This window comes from Phyllobacterium trifolii (genome assembly GCF_014192095.1).
Classification (GTDB): Bacteria; Pseudomonadota; Alphaproteobacteria; order Rhizobiales; family Rhizobiaceae; genus Phyllobacterium; species Phyllobacterium trifolii.
Genome location: NZ_JACHXN010000033.1, coordinates 1 through 14,228 on the forward strand (window position 1 = coordinate 1; position 14,228 = coordinate 14,228).

Here is a 14,228-nt window from a genome sequence, read left to right on the forward strand (position 1 = left end):
TCGCAGCGCTTGTCAAAAGTGGGCCCTTAACCTGAACATAGTGAACGTCCGCGGAGCGTACGATGCCTGCTTGCCGCTGCGCTTTGGAAACCGCCTCGGCGACCAATCTCACATGTGTGAGCGTGCCGACTTCCTCGGGCACAAGCGCACGCGTTTCGGCAATGCCCAGAACAAGCCGTGGCTCTCCCATATCTCTAGTCTGTTCGGTGCGCGTGAACACGGTTGCGTGCGGTGACAGAACGCCTTCGGTGCCCCCTGACCAGACGAACGCGATCCGGGGAACGACCTCTTCAAAAGACACGCCGAGCCTGTTTGCTAACATCAGACGGAACGCCAGCGTGGCATAGCCGCGCGTAAAGTCGTTGGCACCGCCGTTACCTTCGGTCTTGCCGATAATCGCAACAATTTCCTCGGGCCGAAGCTCTCCAGCGTCAATAAGCTTTTCCAGTCCCGATACGTCATCCGGCGACGCCATCGCGATCTTGTGGACACCGACTTTCATGACATCATTACCATTCAATTGGGTGCAAAGACGTAGACCGAGTGCACAAGCCCTAGAGCCAGACTTGTATACCATCCGATAACCGCAGCAAGCGTCAAGATCATGAGTGCGATGCCTGTCGCGCTCATGCGCGGAGCGTCCACGAACGTGCGTTGTGGATAGGCACCGAAAGCGCGGCCCTCCATCGACATCACCATCATCGAGGCGCGGCGCAGGCTACCAACGAGGAGAGGCATTGCATAGCGCTTGGTTTCCAGAATGCGCCCGGCGATACCACGTTTGCGCGCAACACCGCGCACCGCTTGTGCCGAGCGGATGATCTTGATTTCCTCTTCGATCGTCGGAACAATTCGAAGCGCGATGAAGAAGGCATAGGCAATGCGATAGGGCACGCGCATTTGGGTGACCAGGGCGACTGCCAGATCCCGCGGGTCGGTCGTGCGCACAAAAACCATCGACGAGAGAATGATCGTGTAGATGCGCAGCGCCGAAGCAAGCGCATAGTCGGCGCTTTCGGCATAGATAGGCATCGACAGGACGTGAAATGCGATGGTTTTGCCGGGCAGGGTCAAGCTTTGGACCACAAAAAAACCAAGGCAGGCGATGATGAAAAGCCATGTGCCGCGCACGATTTCGAATGGCGACAGGCGCGCCAGAAACAATGCTGTCCCAAGGATTGCCAAAGCGATCGCGATCTGGATCCACGCGATATAGGCCCCGAACGCCAGGAGCGAAACGCCGAGCAGCCAAGCCAGCTTCGACAAGGGATCAAGGCGATGAAACAACGACCGGCCGGACCGGAATTGAAATGCGTTACGTCTCATCATACCCTCCCTTGTGATGCGGCAGCCAGGGCGGCAACCAACGCTTGCGACGACAGGACCGGCTTTAGTCCGCCGTTCGAACCAAGTTCGGAAAGCCGGCGGCTGACCTCATATATCGGAGGCGGCAGCAAGCCGGTCGATTGGAGGAGGGCACTCTGCGCAAACAATTCGATGGGGGCTCCGTCAAAAGCGATCTCTCCGGAACGCAGCACCAGAGCCCGGTCTGCCCATTCGGCGACAAGACGGACATCATGGGTGATCATCAGGATCGTCGTGCTGTAGCGCTCGCGCAGGCGCGCCATGAGGCCCATGAGTTGTTGCGCGCGCTCGTGGTCCTGGCCAATAGTAGGTTCATCGAGGACAAGCAGGCGGGGCTCGAGCACCATCATTGTCGCAACGCTCAAACGGCGGCGCTCACCGAGGCTGAGGCTGAAGGGCGAGCGGTGACGATAACGCGCCAGATCGACGACCGACAGCACGTCTTCAACGCGCCGGGCGACTTCACTGTCGGCAAAACCCCGTACCCTCAGACCATACGCTACTTCTTCGTCCACCTGATCGGTCACGAATTGGTGGTCCGGATTCTGGAAGACGTAACCCACCTCGGCCGCAATCTCGCGCGCACCCAACTTGGATATGTCCTTCCCGCCCAGATGGATCACGCCAGCCGGGGTTTCGTTGATGCCAACAAGCATACGGGCAAGCGTCGTCTTGCCGGAACCGTTGCGGCCAAGCAAAGCCACGATCCGGTTGCTTTCAAGTTCGAAATTGACGTCTTTCAGTATCGGTGCCCTGCGATCATAGCCAAAGCTCAGCGAGCGGATCGACAAAAGCGGCTCCGTTGCGCGGCGCGCTTGTGTTTCTGGTGGAATTTCGCGTTGCATTGGAGCTGCCGATAGTGTCGAGCACAATGCCACGGCCTCCTCCACGGACAGCGGAACCTGCGCGGTGCGAAGCTGCGTATTTGCAGCCTGTGCGAGATCCATGCCAAATTCCGAAACCTGCGGGAACCAGCTCGCCGTCGGTACGACATTCGCTTCTTCTGAATGCACGACCTTGCGTGAGGAGAAGGCCGCGCGGGGTGAGCCATCGAAGACGATGGTGCCGCGGTCCATCATGACGACGCGGCTCACTTTGTCGGCGAGCTCATCGACGCGATGCTCTACCATGATGATGGTGGTGCCGTGCTCGCGATTGAGACGTGCCAGAACGGCGAAGACTTCCGCCATACCGGCTGGATCGAGGTTTGCGGTTGGCTCATCGAGGACCAGGAGACTTGGTCGTGCGGCAAGAACCGCTGCAATGCTGACACGCTGCTTTTGTCCGCCCGACAATTCGAAAATGGAACGATCGCCCAGGTCCGACAGGCCGACGAATTCAAGCGCTTCGGCTTGGCGCTTCATGATTTCATCAACAGGTTTGCAAAGGTTTTCAAGTCCGAAGCAGACCTCGTCGCGGACTCGGGTGTTGATGATCTGGGCGTCAGGATCCTGAAAGACCATGCCCACATCTGTAGCGAAATCAGGCACCTTGGTATCGGCGACAACCTTGCCGCATATGGTGGCCGACCCCTTGAGCGTCCCGCCCATAAGGTGCGGTACGGAACCGTTCATAAGATGCAGCAGGGTGCTCTTGCCGCAACCGCTCGGACCAAGGATCAGAACGAATTCTCCCCGCTCGACGGTAAGGCTGACATCGTGCAGGACCGGTAAAGCTTCGCTTTCATACGTATACGTGATGCGGGAAAGATCGACCACACGACCGGCAGGGGATATGCCGATTTCGCCTCCGCTGTCGTCATAAGCGCTGGAACAGTCATTCTGGTCAAGCTCTGGCGAATCCGAATGGAAGGTGCGGGCAAACGCACCTCCATCGGCCTGAAAGGAAGCCACGCTCATCAATCAAGCTCCGGTGGGCTGATTGACGACGGTCGCCGGCGCCATGTCCTTGGCGATGGCAGTACCACGAAGCACGCCCGCCTTGGCGAGGCCATGTGCGATTGGCCTGACCAGTATGATTGCGTATACAGCACCGCTCACCATGCGGATGATAAGAGCCAGCAGATTATAGGAAATACCCATATCGCCGACACCGAAGAAGTAAACTTCCGGAATCTGCTGGAGCAGTGGAGCAAGAGCGCCGGACAGCGCCAAAACCGACAAGGTCCATTTTTTGTAACCGTAGAAAGCGAAACCGATGTCGGACATGAAGCCTTGGAGGAAGCCTGCACCGAGCACCATCACGCCGTTCGGGTTACCGGAAAGAACCTGAGCAACGCCATTCATGGTTTCAGCGATCGTCGCGGCACCGGGCTTTCTTATGATATAGCCGCAGAGGGGACCGGCGATATAGAAACCACCGCAGATCGCGGCAAAGGCGAGAAAGCCGTAAGAGCCCGAGAACGTCATAAAGAAGCGTCCGATCATGGCATTCGGCGTGCCTAAAACGCCGTTGATAACACCGATGATGGCCATGATGACGATTTCGAGAAGGGTAAAGGCGACGAATATTTTACCTGCGTGGTTCCGGTTTTTCAGATAGGCGAATGCGGCTAGCGCGACTGCGATAGCGGCAACGATGAGATAAATTAGACCGACGGACATGATGCGTTCTCCATGTTTTTGGAAAGCAGGCATGAATCCCTTCTTAACGGTGCCTGCACGCCGTCAGTGGAAATGTCATCGCAGCCGGGTTCTGATTATCGAGCGCTATGGGAGGAGCCCAGGTCTCAGATAGTCGGCAACGCTTCGCAATTGGCACTCGATCTCAGATGCGTCCGGACAGCATCCTGATTGTCACTAGTAAAGGACCAAACGCTGATTTTGCATTCATTCGTCTGCCCCAGGTGAGGACAACGCGATGTACATCGCTGCTGCTCTCCTTAATTGCATTCTAAATTCAAAATTTCCACGAATGCAAGGAGATAAAAGCGCCAATTTCATGTTACTTTTTAGTCATTTTGCTTAAAAAAAGATCACGCTAGAAGTACTTGATCACTACACATGCGACATGCGCAGTATATAATCGCTATTGCACAATATTTTATCACTCAGCTGCAATCTGCAAGTGGCCGGATGAGACCAAAGAGGCGATGGCTTTTTCAACGCCGCCGCTCTTTATCGCGATTTCACTGGTGAGGAGCCCGGCCTCGATGGCGGCGAGGGAGCCCAGTAGAGAGGCATCGTTGAAATCGCCGAGGTGGCCGATCCTGAATACCCGGTCGGCAAGTTTGCCTAATCCGTTCCCGAGCGACACGCTCGATCGTTGCAATATCATCGACCGCAGGGCGTCTGCCGATTGCCCATCAGGCATCAGGACGGCTGTAAGCGAACTGGAGTAGTGCGCTGGATCCGAACACAATATTTCCAATCCCCAGTGCCTGACGCATTGGCGTGTCGCCTCTGCCGCACGCTCATGCCGCGCGAAGACAACCGGCAAGGTTTCTTCCTGCAACAGGTTCAAAGCAACTTTGAGACCCTGAAGCATATTGGTGGCTGGCGTTGATGGAAAATAGCCCGTGAGGTTGGCGGCAATCATGTCCTCCCAATCCCAGAAAACCCTTGGTAGACGGGCGGAACGCGCTGCAAGACGAGCCTTTTGTGATATGGCGTTGAAAGATAAACCAGGCGGCAGCATCAGGCCCTTCTGAGATCCCCCCACGGTGACATCGACTCCCCATTCATCATGCCGATAATCGATCGAACCCAGCGAGGATATGGTATCCACCATGAGCAATGCCGGGTGTTTCGCCGCATCGAGGGCCCGGCGGACCGAGGCGACATTGGAGACGGCACCTGTCGACGTCTCGTTGTGAACAATGGCAACGGCCTTGATCTTCTGCGCATGGTCTTCAACAAGGCGGGTTTCGATTTCGCTGGCATTTGCGCCTCGGCGCCAATCACCGTCCAAAAATTCCACTTTGAGCCCGAGTCTTGTCGCCATTTTTCGCCAAAGCGATGCGAAATGGCCTGTTTCGACCATCAATACGGTATCCCCGGGCGACAAGCTGTTTACAAGAGCCGCTTCCCACGCCCCGGTTCCCGAGGCCGGGTAAATCACGATGGCTGCGCTGGTCTTGAACACCGCCGCCATGCCTTCCAACACCTCGAAAGTCAGCGACGGGAAACCAGGGCCACGATGATCCACCGTGGGTTGGGCGATAGCCGCCAGAACAGGCAGGGGCACGTTTGTCGGCCCCGGAATCTGCAGAAAATGACGGCCCGTGGAGCGATTCATGGAAACCTCAGGAGATGGATAGAAGGAGAAAAATTGCATTATGAATTCTATCCGTGGCCTCAAACGAGCGCAAGAGACAAAAAATGCAAAAAACTATTCAAATTGCACTTCCGATTTCGAAAAATATATTTAAAAATGGCATTCAACTGAGGTCTGGTTTTGTTATGCATCGCAAAGATAATGCAATTTCGAGGATTGTCACTGCTGCTGTGAATTTCGGAGCTATGGGTTCAAGCGGGCATTGTGGGAAATTCGGTTTTGGACAGAGAAAGATGGATTGGAGTCTCCTTCGTGAATACTTTTGATCGCTATCAGGGCATTGTACGCAAGACGCTGCACCATGAGATCGTGGTGGATGCGCTGCGAGAACTCATCCTCGAGGGTGAGTTGGAGCCAAGATCCCGCATCAACGAGGTCGCGCTGTGCGAACGCTTCGGGATTTCCCGCACACCTCTACGCGAGGCGATCAAACTATTGGCGGCTGAAGGGCTGCTCGAGTTGATGCCCAACAGGGGTGCCCGGGTTGTCGCTCTTTCGCCGACCGAAATCAGCGATATTTTACAAGTTATAGGCGCTCTGGAAGGCGCGGCAGGGGAACTGTCCTGCGCCCGGATAACCGACGCCGAGCTTGCTGCAATTGAAACGACCAATGAGGCCATGGTGGCAGCCTGGCAAGCGGGGGACTATCCCGGTTATTTTTCCCGCAATCGCGAAATCCATGAGGCGATCATGGCCGCCGCCGGGAACGCGATCCTTCAGGCGACCTATCGGAGCCTTTCCGGCCGCGTCCAGAGAGCACGCTTTTCTGCCCAAAAAACCGAGCAACAATGGGCTCGGGCGATCGATGATCATAATTTGATGATTCTGTTGTTGCGCCGGCGCGATGGTGCTGCGCTCGCTCAGCTCATGCGTGATCATATCAAAAGCAAGTGGCCGGTTATTTCGGCCGCCTACAGCGAGTCCAAGCCCACCAAGCCGGCTGGTCAAAAACAGAAGCAGTTATCCGAAGAATAACGCGGATGAGCGTTGCCTGGGCTGCCGCTCGTTGAGCGCCGCCGATATGGGTTCGGTGATCCTAGATGGAGTATCAAATGCAAACGGGGGTTCACCGTTTTAGCCTGCCAGATCCCGGCGACGTCTCCGGACTCGCATTAGCGATCGAGGAGGGAACAGTCGATCCGGCTGAGATCGTGGCTGTCATCGGTAAAACCCACGGCAACGGCCTGGTGAATGACTATACACGCGGCTATCTCGCGCAATCACTTGCCTTGCTGATCGGGCAAGCAACAGGGCAATCGCTTGACGCTGTCCGCACGCAAATTCCCTTCATTTTTTCTGGTGGCGTAGAAGGCGTCCTGTCTCCCCACTACACGGTTTTCACCGTCTCGGCTGGACATACACCTGGACCACGCAAAGGATTGGCAATCGGGGTGTCGTTCACGCCCGAGCTCTTGCCCGAGGATATCGGCAGGCAACGGCAGATCGACGTGACGGCGGATGCCGTGGCCGACGCCATGCACCGCGCTTCCATTGACGCGCCGGAAGACGTTCATTTTGTTCAAATCAAGGGGCCTGCGTTTCAACAGGGCGACATAGTATCGAGTATGAGAGCCGGCCGACCTCCGATCACTGACAATCCGGGCAAGCTGATGGGCTTTGGCCGCGCTGCATCGGCGCTCGGTGTCGGCAAAGCGCTTGGGCATGTCCCGCCAGCTCGAGCGGTCGCCGGCGCGGTGCTCAAAGACTTCGATTTGTATTCGCCCGTTGCCAGTGTCTCGGCCGGCGTCGAGGTCCGGTGCAACGAAGTTGTCGTCATTGGGCTCAGCGCAAGATGGAGCGGCGACCTCACGATCACGCACGCGCCTATGGCGGACGCGCTCGATATATCGGGCATCCACACCATGCTCGGCGGCCTTGGCTTTGCCGGAGCACCACAATTGTCGTCTTCGGAGACGGCCCGAATAAAGGCATGCTTTGTGAAATGCGAGGCTTCCAGAGACGGCGCTGTGCGAGGAAATTTCCACACCATGCTCAATGACGGCGACATGGATCAGCAACGGCACATCCGCGGCGCGGTCGGTGCCGTCGTCGCGAGCATTCTCGGCGATACCGCTCTGTTCGTCTCTGGCGGGGCGGAACACCAAGGACCAGATGGCGGTGGGCTTGTCAGCCTTATCGTCGAGCATAACGGAGAAGGGTAGAAATGTTTGGGCAGAGGCGAAAACGTGTCGTTGTGGTCGGTGGTGGCATCGCTGGAAGTCTGATTGCATCAGGCCTTTCCGGACACGAGGACCTCGACGTGATCTGCCTGGAACGTGTGGGTGCCACCGACCATATGGATGCCGGCACAGGACTCAATATCGGACCGAATGCAATCAAGGCGCTCAAGGCCGCAATGCCCGAACGCGCCGAGGCGATCGTCGGAAACAGCCTGGCCTGGCAACGGTGGTCAATTGCCCTGACAAGTGGCCGCGTGCTTATGGATCTTCCGCTTGAAAATGTCGCCGACAACCCCGGCATTCGCATTCGCTGGGCCGAACTCTATGCACTGTTGCGCAAGCCTCTCGGAGCTGCGATCCACTATGGCGCCGAACTCACCTCCTGCGGAAGGGATGGAGACGGGCTTTTCGTTGTCTATCGGGACAAGTCTTCTATTGCAGAGAAGCGTATTGACAACATCGATCTGCTCATAGCCGGCGATGGACGCTATTCTAAAATTCGGGAACATTTCGTTTTACTTGAAGAGCCGAGGTTTCTCGGGGTCTGCCTCTATCGTCTGCTTTTTCCTGCCGGTGCCGAATGCCCGATCGATGATTATGCTCAGTGGTTCAACGGTCCAAACCGGCTTCTGGCATTCCGTGTTCCGGGCGATTTTGTCTATTGCGCGGGCTCGTTCCCGATCGGCGACGATGGCATTGTGACTGAAGCGATGAAGACGCCTGCCGCCCTGCGTGAACGTTATACACCGGAGAGCGGTGTACTTTGTGCCGAAGCGGAGTATCTGGTCGATGCAATAGAACGATACGCCACCCGCATTCACTGGGCACGACTTCAGGACGGCACAACACGCTATGATGCGGGGGAGGGTGTCCTTCTCGTGGGCGATGCCGCCCACCCCATGGTGCCGACGTTGGGGCAGGGCGCCACCCAGGCGGTCGAAGACGCCTGCGTTGTCGTCGACGAAATTCGGCGCGCACGCGCGGGTAGCGCTTCCCTTTCCGACGTGCCGCGCAAGGTCTCGGGAAGACGCACCGAACGGGCTGAATTTGTCGTCTCCTTCTCCCGGGAAGCGACCGACACGATGCTGGCAGGGGCCGATCCTGTTGCCGGAACCCTGAAAAAGCTTGAGCCCGCCTTCACGACCCGGCTCCAAAAGCTTTATCGCGATGTACCGGTGCCGCTATGATGAGTACTGAACCATGGGAACTCACGGCGACCGCGCTGCTGGATGGCTACCGATCCGGCACAATTTCGCCGATTGAGGTTTTGTCTTCGGTGCAGGCGCGCCTGGATGCGGTCAACCCCGCGATCAATGCGATTGTTGCGCAATATCCCAACGCTGCCCGTGCTCAGGCCGCGGCGTCTGGAGCCCGTTGGCAATCAGGTGAGCCATTATCTGTGCTCGACGGGATTCCGATTACGATCAAAGACAATCTTTGGGCTGCGGGATTACCTGCGACCTGGGGAAGCAAGCTTTATGCAGGATTCGTACCGGCCACTGATGAGGCGCCCGTGAGACGTTTGCGTGCCGCAGGAGCCGTCTTCGTCGGCAAAACAAATGTCCCGGAGTTCACCCTGCAAGGCCATGCCTCCAATCTGGTTTTTGGCACGACCAGAAATCCCCATGCGCCACAAATGACTCCTGGCGGATCGACGGGTGGCGGAGCGGCGGCTGTTGCGGTTGGGATAGGTCCGATCGCCATCGGGACGGATGGCGGCGGCTCCTTGCGGCGGCCAGCCGCGCATTGCGGCCTCTATGCGTTCAAGCCTTCCATCGGCCAGGTCGCAAGACATGGTGGCTTTCCGCAAATCCTTGCAGATTTTGAGGTCGTGGGTCCGGTTGGCCGGAGTGTCGAGGATATCGCCGCGGTCATCTCTATCCTACGCGGTTATGATGCGCTTGATCCGTCCTCGCTTTCGGCTCTTGCCCCGGCGCAACCTTTCCCGGCACGCGCGCGGATTGCCTATCTGCCGAAAATGGGATCTGCGCCTGTGGATCCCTTGATCGCGGAAGCTTCCGATGCATTTGCTGCTCAGCTTGAAGAGGCCGGGCACTACGTTGAAACGATCGAAACGCCCTATGACGCAGACAGAGTGGCATCCGCCTGGTCCACCATCGCGGCAGCTGGCTTGAACTGGCATTTGAACGCTCTCGGTACTCGGGAAGGGGCGGGAACGAACGCGTTGACACTCGACGCTCAGGGCGCTTCCCGTACCGCGGCAGACTATGCCGGCGCCATGGCAGTATCGCTCGCTGCGCGTTCGGATGCCGGCGAACTTTTCTCCCGGTTCGACCTGCTTTTGTGTCCTTCGATAGCGGCCCTTGCCTGGCCAGCCGAAGACGCCTTCCCGACAGAAATCGACGGCCAGCCGGTCGGTCCGCGTGGCCACGCCGTTTTCACCGGCTGGATGAACGTGACCGGCGTTCCGGCGATCAACATCCCGGTAGCCATGACCTCCGACAGAGGTGGCATCGGGATGCAACTCGTGGCCGCCGTCGGGCAGGACACGGCTCTACTCGAATTCGTGCGCAACTTGCCGGCCGTTCGGGCTTTCAGCCCAGCCGGACTTTCCAGGAGATTTGACGAACATGGCTGATTTTACGGGCAAGGTAGTGATCGTAACAGGCGCCGGCGACGGGATCGGCCGCGCCGCAGCCCGTGAATTCGCCGAAAAGGATGCGAAACTGGTGCTCATCGACATAAAGGGTGTCGAAGCAATCGCGGAAGAACTACGCGGTAAAGATTGTGAAGTTATCGCCGCATCGATGGATGTCCGGGACGCAGCGGCTTGGGACAGCCTGGTCGGCGATGTGCTCGCACGGTTCGGGACAATCGATGCACTGGTCAACAATGCCGGTGTTGCCGTTCCGGGAGATACCGCGGCCGACGTTTCCGAGGAAGTTTGGGACAAGATTATGGACGTCAATGCCAAGGGCGTCTGGCTTGGCATGAGAGCAGTTTTGCCAACCATGATCAGCAAAAAGAGCGGCAAGATCTGCAATGTGGCATCAACGGCAGCCCATATCGGCCTCAAGAATGCGGCAGCCTACTGTGCATCCAAAGGTGCGGTGCTGGCACTCACGCGCCAGGCAGGTGTGCAATATGCACCGCTGAATATTCAGATCAATTCCGTTTCACCCGGCACGACCATGACCGGGCTACAGCGGGATGTAACGGAAGAGCAGCGTGCGGCATTCCTGCCGCTCACCCCGATTGGCCGCTTTGCAGCATCGGAAGAAGTGTCCGCGGTCATCGTCTTCCTGTGCTCGACCGGCTCCTCTTTCATGACCGGCGCCGATGTCAGCATCGACGGCGGAATGGTTGCGCTATGAGGGTTCTGATGACCGGAAGTGCGGGGTTGATCGGAATGGCCGCCCGACAAACTCTTGCGGCAGCCGGGCATACAGTGACCGCGATTGACGTCACGGACTTCGGGCGTGGTGACAGCGAGATTCAGATTATGGGGTTGGCCGATAGGGATGCACTCGACAGGCTTATCAGGCAGAATGCCATCGAAGCCATCATCCACTGTGCAGCCATTTCAGGTCCCATGATGGCGCGGGGCGATCCGCTGAAGATCGTTGCGGTTAACATCGACTCGACCGCTTTGCTGCTTGATCTGGCCCGTATCCATGGGATGAAGCGTTTTGTGTTCTGCTCGTCGATCAGTGTCTACGGAGATGCGGGCATGGTTAGGATTGACGAGGAGACCGCACTTCATCCGACCTCCGTCTATGGTGCCAGCAAGGTCGCATGCGAACAATTAATCGAAGGCTTCGCTACCGAATACGGCGTTGAAGGCGTAAGCCTCAGGATCGGCCGCGTCTATGGTCCGTATCGCCGCGCAAATTGCTGTCTCAACGACATCGTCCGAAATGCTGCTGCAGGGCGGAAAACGACTATCCCTTGCGATCTTGGCTTCGTCTATCACTATGTCCATGTCGACGATGTCGCCGCAGCGATAGCCGCCGCACTTGTAGCACCCCAGTACCCAAGGCGCAGTTACAATGTTGGCTCTGGTGAAGCATTGACCATGCCGCAGATCGCTGAGATCGCGGTGCAAACGATCCGGGGTGCCGAAATCGAACTTGTGCCGGGCGCCGATGATGTTCCCGATGTGCAGATGACCTTTGACGTTGGTCGCATCGGGCATGATCTCAACTGGCATCCCCAAATCCGACTTGCTTCCGGGCTTAAAAATTATCGGGATGCCATTGTAGCAGGACGATCGGCTTAAAGGGTGGCCGATCATCGATGGATGTTTAGATCATAAAAAATCGGACAGCATGGATCCGCATCCCATGTTGTACGGTCTGAAAAGCAAAGGATGTAGATGCTCCGACTTATAGAGGTCAGCGTTTCGAGAACGCCCTGAACAGGCAGAGCTGTGACCCCCAATTCACCGATTGGCCACTACAGATTTCTAGATAAAAAACAAAGTGCACCTGATCGGCATTTTCAAACGAACGATTACAGCTGCTTCCTGCAGCTTCGCATAGTAGGCGACGGCAGCCTCCAGGAAGGCAACGGCGCTCTCTTTGCGCTCATCTGGCATGACCTGCACAAAGCGACCCGCGAAGCGTCATCAATGCAGACGTGGACGAACTCCCAGCCGATGCCCAGATGGCGGTTGACAACGCCCGTTTGCCGTCCGGTGATGCGGTGTCCCACCGAGCCAATACGGCCAAGCTTCTTAATGTCGAGATGAATGAGTTCGCCCGGATGTTCCCGTTCATAGCGGCGCACGGGTTCGGGATCCAGGGGCGCTCAGTGTGGGCAGTATCCTTGAATACCCTAACGGGGCTTCCGTTCCGTTCCGGAAACACTTCGACTGTCGGGGCCAATTTTGGCCTGAGGGGAGTGGGCTACGTATTGAGGATTCTAATACCGGCGGCATTTCCCGCGATTCTGGCAGGTCTAAAGATTGGTTGGGCTTTCGCTTGGCGTACACTCGTTGCGGCTGAATTGGTATTCGGAGTTTCCTCTGGCTCGGGCGGGCTCGGCTGGTACATTTTTGAGGCGCGTTCAGAGCTCGATACTTCTAAAGTATTCGCTGGGCTGTTTGCAGTCATCCTGATCGGCTTGTTTGTTGAGTCCGTCCCCATGGGCCTGAAACACGTTCAACGTCTGAACGCCGAAACTTCCCTGCCGGGACGTGAGCCGAGCCATTCCGTTGATGGGGTTGCATCGCTGTCTCAGCTCAATGCGTCGTCCAAATTGAAGGCTCGTTCCGCGAAGCTCGATCCTGCGGCGGCTAATGTCGACCGCGAAGACAGCCATGCAACCGGCAGTGTCGTTTCAACATCAGAATGCTTGACACCCCACGTGCGATTAGACAACTCCATCAGAACCTTACCACTCACTGCAGATTGCACGCTTGTAACCGAACCCACTAACAGCGAAGGCGAAAGAAGAACGCACGATCCATCACTCTCATGTTGTGAAGTATTCCATCGATCGCGTAACCCGCTCAAAAACGCGGATCAATGCTGTCGTTCGAGCGGGGTCCGATGTGGCGCGATCTGCTATGAATACGCGGCCATCCTCTAGAGGAGGTCGCGACACCAGTGTCTTTATGGTATCCGCCAACGGGTAGGCTTCGATCATTTTTGCTGGAAATGCTCCTATCCCTATACCCGACCCCACAAGCTGCAACGCCGCATTCAAGCTTGAGCACACGCAAAGAGACCCCGGCTGCTGTTGTCCGTCGCCAAACCAGCCGATCGTTAATCGATACATCGCCGTGGTAGGAGGCGTCGTAATGATCGTGAGATGCGCTAGATCATGTGGCGTTTCGCCGGTCTTACCGTACATTGCCGCAGGTATCGCCCATACATTTGGCTGAAGGCCCAACGCTGACAAGCGAACATCGCGCAATCCGATCGGATCAACCAACGCGGCCAAATCAAGGCTGCCGTCGGCAAGTGTCTGCTCAAGACCTGCGCTTGTTCCGACGGTCCACTCCGGCCTTAGCAGCGGAAAGTCGGTTTCGAGCCCTGCGATAAGATGAGGCAGGCATGCGACCGCGAAGCCTTCCGCGAGGCCGATACGAAGCACACCGGCTATTTCAGGTGCCTGAGATGACTTTTGCAGTTCGCGATAGGCATCCAGAACGGCTTTGACATGACCGAGAAAAGTGTGGCCTGCACGGGTGAGCCTGACGCCACGACCATGACGCTCCAATATGGGTGAGGCCAACTCGCCTTCAAGTTGCCTCAACCGCAGTGACAACGTCGGCTGAGCGAGGTTTAATTGGTCCGCTGCTTTTTGAACCGAGCCCAGTTCCGCTGTCCAAAAGAATGCCTCAAGCTGAGGAATTGAAATTCGATTCATAGAATTTTCCTATGAGTCAGCGGTTAAATATCTCATTAGACTGACCTTCCCTATACATCTATGAAGCTCGCCATTATTCGGCAATAGGCAAAACGCCCGATTGTTGGATGA

The 14,228-nt window shown here is 57.0% G+C and carries 13 protein-coding genes and 2 pseudogenes; 8 read left to right on the top strand and 7 right to left on the bottom strand.

Features of this window, described 5'->3' with window-relative positions; genetic code table 11:
* The 5 genes from FHS21_RS28085 to FHS21_RS28105 all read right to left on the bottom strand — a co-directional run.
* A partial coding sequence (locus FHS21_RS28085) for a ring-opening amidohydrolase (RefSeq protein WP_183665253.1) occupies positions 1–502 on the bottom strand: 502 nt, incomplete at its 3' end.
* Between the two features lie 14 nt (positions 503–516).
* The gene (locus FHS21_RS28090) at positions 517–1,329 is read right to left on the bottom strand and encodes an energy-coupling factor transporter transmembrane component T family protein (RefSeq protein ID WP_183665255.1); all 813 of its coding nucleotides are present in this window, start codon (positions 1,327–1,329) and stop codon (positions 517–519) included.
* Positions 1,326–3,224, bottom strand: coding sequence for an ABC transporter ATP-binding protein (locus FHS21_RS28095; RefSeq protein WP_183665257.1), 1,899 nt, complete (start codon positions 3,222–3,224; stop codon positions 1,326–1,328). Before FHS21_RS28095 ends, FHS21_RS28090 begins: the two co-directional genes overlap by 4 nt.
* 3 nt (positions 3,225–3,227) lie before the next feature.
* Positions 3,228–3,929: an ECF transporter S component gene (locus FHS21_RS28100; protein WP_183665259.1), complete on the bottom strand. Its 702-nt coding sequence runs from the start codon at positions 3,927–3,929 to the stop codon at positions 3,228–3,230.
* Positions 3,930–4,371: 442 nt separating this feature from the next.
* Positions 4,372–5,562 (bottom strand): pyridoxal-phosphate-dependent aminotransferase family protein, encoded by a 1,191-nt coding sequence (locus tag FHS21_RS28105; RefSeq protein ID WP_183665261.1) that lies wholly within the window; start codon positions 5,560–5,562, stop codon positions 4,372–4,374.
* An 83-nt stretch (positions 5,563–5,645) separates the two neighbouring features.
* Between FHS21_RS28105 and FHS21_RS28110 the strand changes: the two genes are divergently transcribed.
* From FHS21_RS28110 to FHS21_RS28140, 7 genes are all read left to right on the top strand, one after another.
* Positions 5,646–5,867 carry a hypothetical protein gene (locus FHS21_RS28110; protein ID WP_183665263.1) on the top strand — a complete coding sequence of 74 codons (222 nt, stop codon included), beginning with the start codon at positions 5,646–5,648 and terminating at the stop codon, positions 5,865–5,867.
* The gene (locus FHS21_RS28115; protein WP_312879951.1) at positions 5,854–6,576 is read left to right on the top strand and encodes a GntR family transcriptional regulator; all 723 of its coding nucleotides are present in this window, start codon (positions 5,854–5,856) and stop codon (positions 6,574–6,576) included. Before FHS21_RS28110 ends, FHS21_RS28115 begins: the two co-directional genes overlap by 14 nt.
* A 77-nt stretch (positions 6,577–6,653) precedes the next feature.
* Positions 6,654–7,763 (top strand): cyanuric acid amidohydrolase, encoded by a 1,110-nt coding sequence (gene atzD / locus FHS21_RS28120; protein ID WP_183665265.1) that lies wholly within the window; start codon positions 6,654–6,656, stop codon positions 7,761–7,763.
* A 2-nt stretch (positions 7,764–7,765) separates the two neighbouring features.
* Positions 7,766–8,968 carry an FAD-dependent oxidoreductase gene (locus tag FHS21_RS28125; RefSeq protein WP_183665267.1) on the top strand — a complete coding sequence of 401 codons (1,203 nt, stop codon included), beginning with the start codon at positions 7,766–7,768 and terminating at the stop codon, positions 8,966–8,968.
* Positions 8,965–10,380, top strand: a complete 1,416-nt coding sequence (locus tag FHS21_RS28130; protein WP_183665270.1) for an amidase — start codon at positions 8,965–8,967, stop codon at positions 10,378–10,380. The genes FHS21_RS28125 and FHS21_RS28130 overlap by 4 nt, the downstream gene beginning before the upstream one ends.
* Positions 10,373–11,116, top strand: a complete 744-nt coding sequence (locus FHS21_RS28135; RefSeq protein ID WP_183665272.1) for an SDR family NAD(P)-dependent oxidoreductase — start codon at positions 10,373–10,375, stop codon at positions 11,114–11,116. The genes FHS21_RS28130 and FHS21_RS28135 overlap by 8 nt, the downstream gene beginning before the upstream one ends.
* Before the next feature lie 8 nt (positions 11,117–11,124).
* Positions 11,125–12,021: an NAD-dependent epimerase/dehydratase family protein gene (locus FHS21_RS28140; RefSeq protein ID WP_183665273.1), complete on the top strand. Its 897-nt coding sequence runs from the start codon at positions 11,125–11,127 to the stop codon at positions 12,019–12,021.
* Between the two features lie 249 nt (positions 12,022–12,270).
* Here FHS21_RS28140 and FHS21_RS28145 read toward each other — a convergent pair.
* Positions 12,271–12,545: pseudogene (locus FHS21_RS28145) on the bottom strand (IS481 family transposase); the annotation flags it as partial.
* A gap of 9 nt (positions 12,546–12,554) precedes the next feature.
* On the opposite strand from FHS21_RS28145, the pseudogene FHS21_RS31035 reads away from it, so the two are divergent.
* Positions 12,555–12,884: pseudogene (locus FHS21_RS31035) on the top strand (ABC transporter permease); the annotation flags it as partial.
* Positions 12,885–13,217: 333 nt separating this feature from the next.
* On the opposite strand, the gene FHS21_RS28155 reads toward FHS21_RS31035, so the two are convergent.
* Positions 13,218–14,117: a LysR family transcriptional regulator gene (locus FHS21_RS28155; RefSeq protein WP_183665275.1), complete on the bottom strand. Its 900-nt coding sequence runs from the start codon at positions 14,115–14,117 to the stop codon at positions 13,218–13,220.
* Between the last annotated feature and the right edge of the window lie 111 nt (positions 14,118–14,228).

Coding starts and splice junctions, on each gene's coding strand:
- FHS21_RS28110 (WP_183665263.1), top strand. CDS start 5,646: ATGCAAAAAACTATTCAAATTGCACTTCCGATTTCGAAAAATATATTT.
- FHS21_RS28130 (WP_183665270.1), top strand. CDS start 8,965: ATGATGAGTACTGAACCATGGGAACTCACGGCGACCGCGCTGCTGGAT.
- FHS21_RS28155 (WP_183665275.1), bottom strand. CDS start 14,117: ATGAATCGAATTTCAATTCCTCAGCTTGAGGCATTCTTTTGGACAGCG.
- FHS21_RS28100 (WP_183665259.1), bottom strand. CDS start 3,929: ATGTCCGTCGGTCTAATTTATCTCATCGTTGCCGCTATCGCAGTCGCG.
- FHS21_RS28135 (WP_183665272.1), top strand. CDS start 10,373: ATGGCTGATTTTACGGGCAAGGTAGTGATCGTAACAGGCGCCGGCGAC.
- FHS21_RS28090 (WP_183665255.1), bottom strand. CDS start 1,329: ATGATGAGACGTAACGCATTTCAATTCCGGTCCGGCCGGTCGTTGTTT.
- atzD (WP_183665265.1), top strand. CDS start 6,654: ATGCAAACGGGGGTTCACCGTTTTAGCCTGCCAGATCCCGGCGACGTC.
- FHS21_RS28140 (WP_183665273.1), top strand. CDS start 11,125: ATGACCGGAAGTGCGGGGTTGATCGGAATGGCCGCCCGACAAACTCTT.
- FHS21_RS28125 (WP_183665267.1), top strand. CDS start 7,766: ATGTTTGGGCAGAGGCGAAAACGTGTCGTTGTGGTCGGTGGTGGCATC.
- FHS21_RS28095 (WP_183665257.1), bottom strand. CDS start 3,224: ATGAGCGTGGCTTCCTTTCAGGCCGATGGAGGTGCGTTTGCCCGCACC.
- FHS21_RS28105 (WP_183665261.1), bottom strand. CDS start 5,562: ATGAATCGCTCCACGGGCCGTCATTTTCTGCAGATTCCGGGGCCGACA.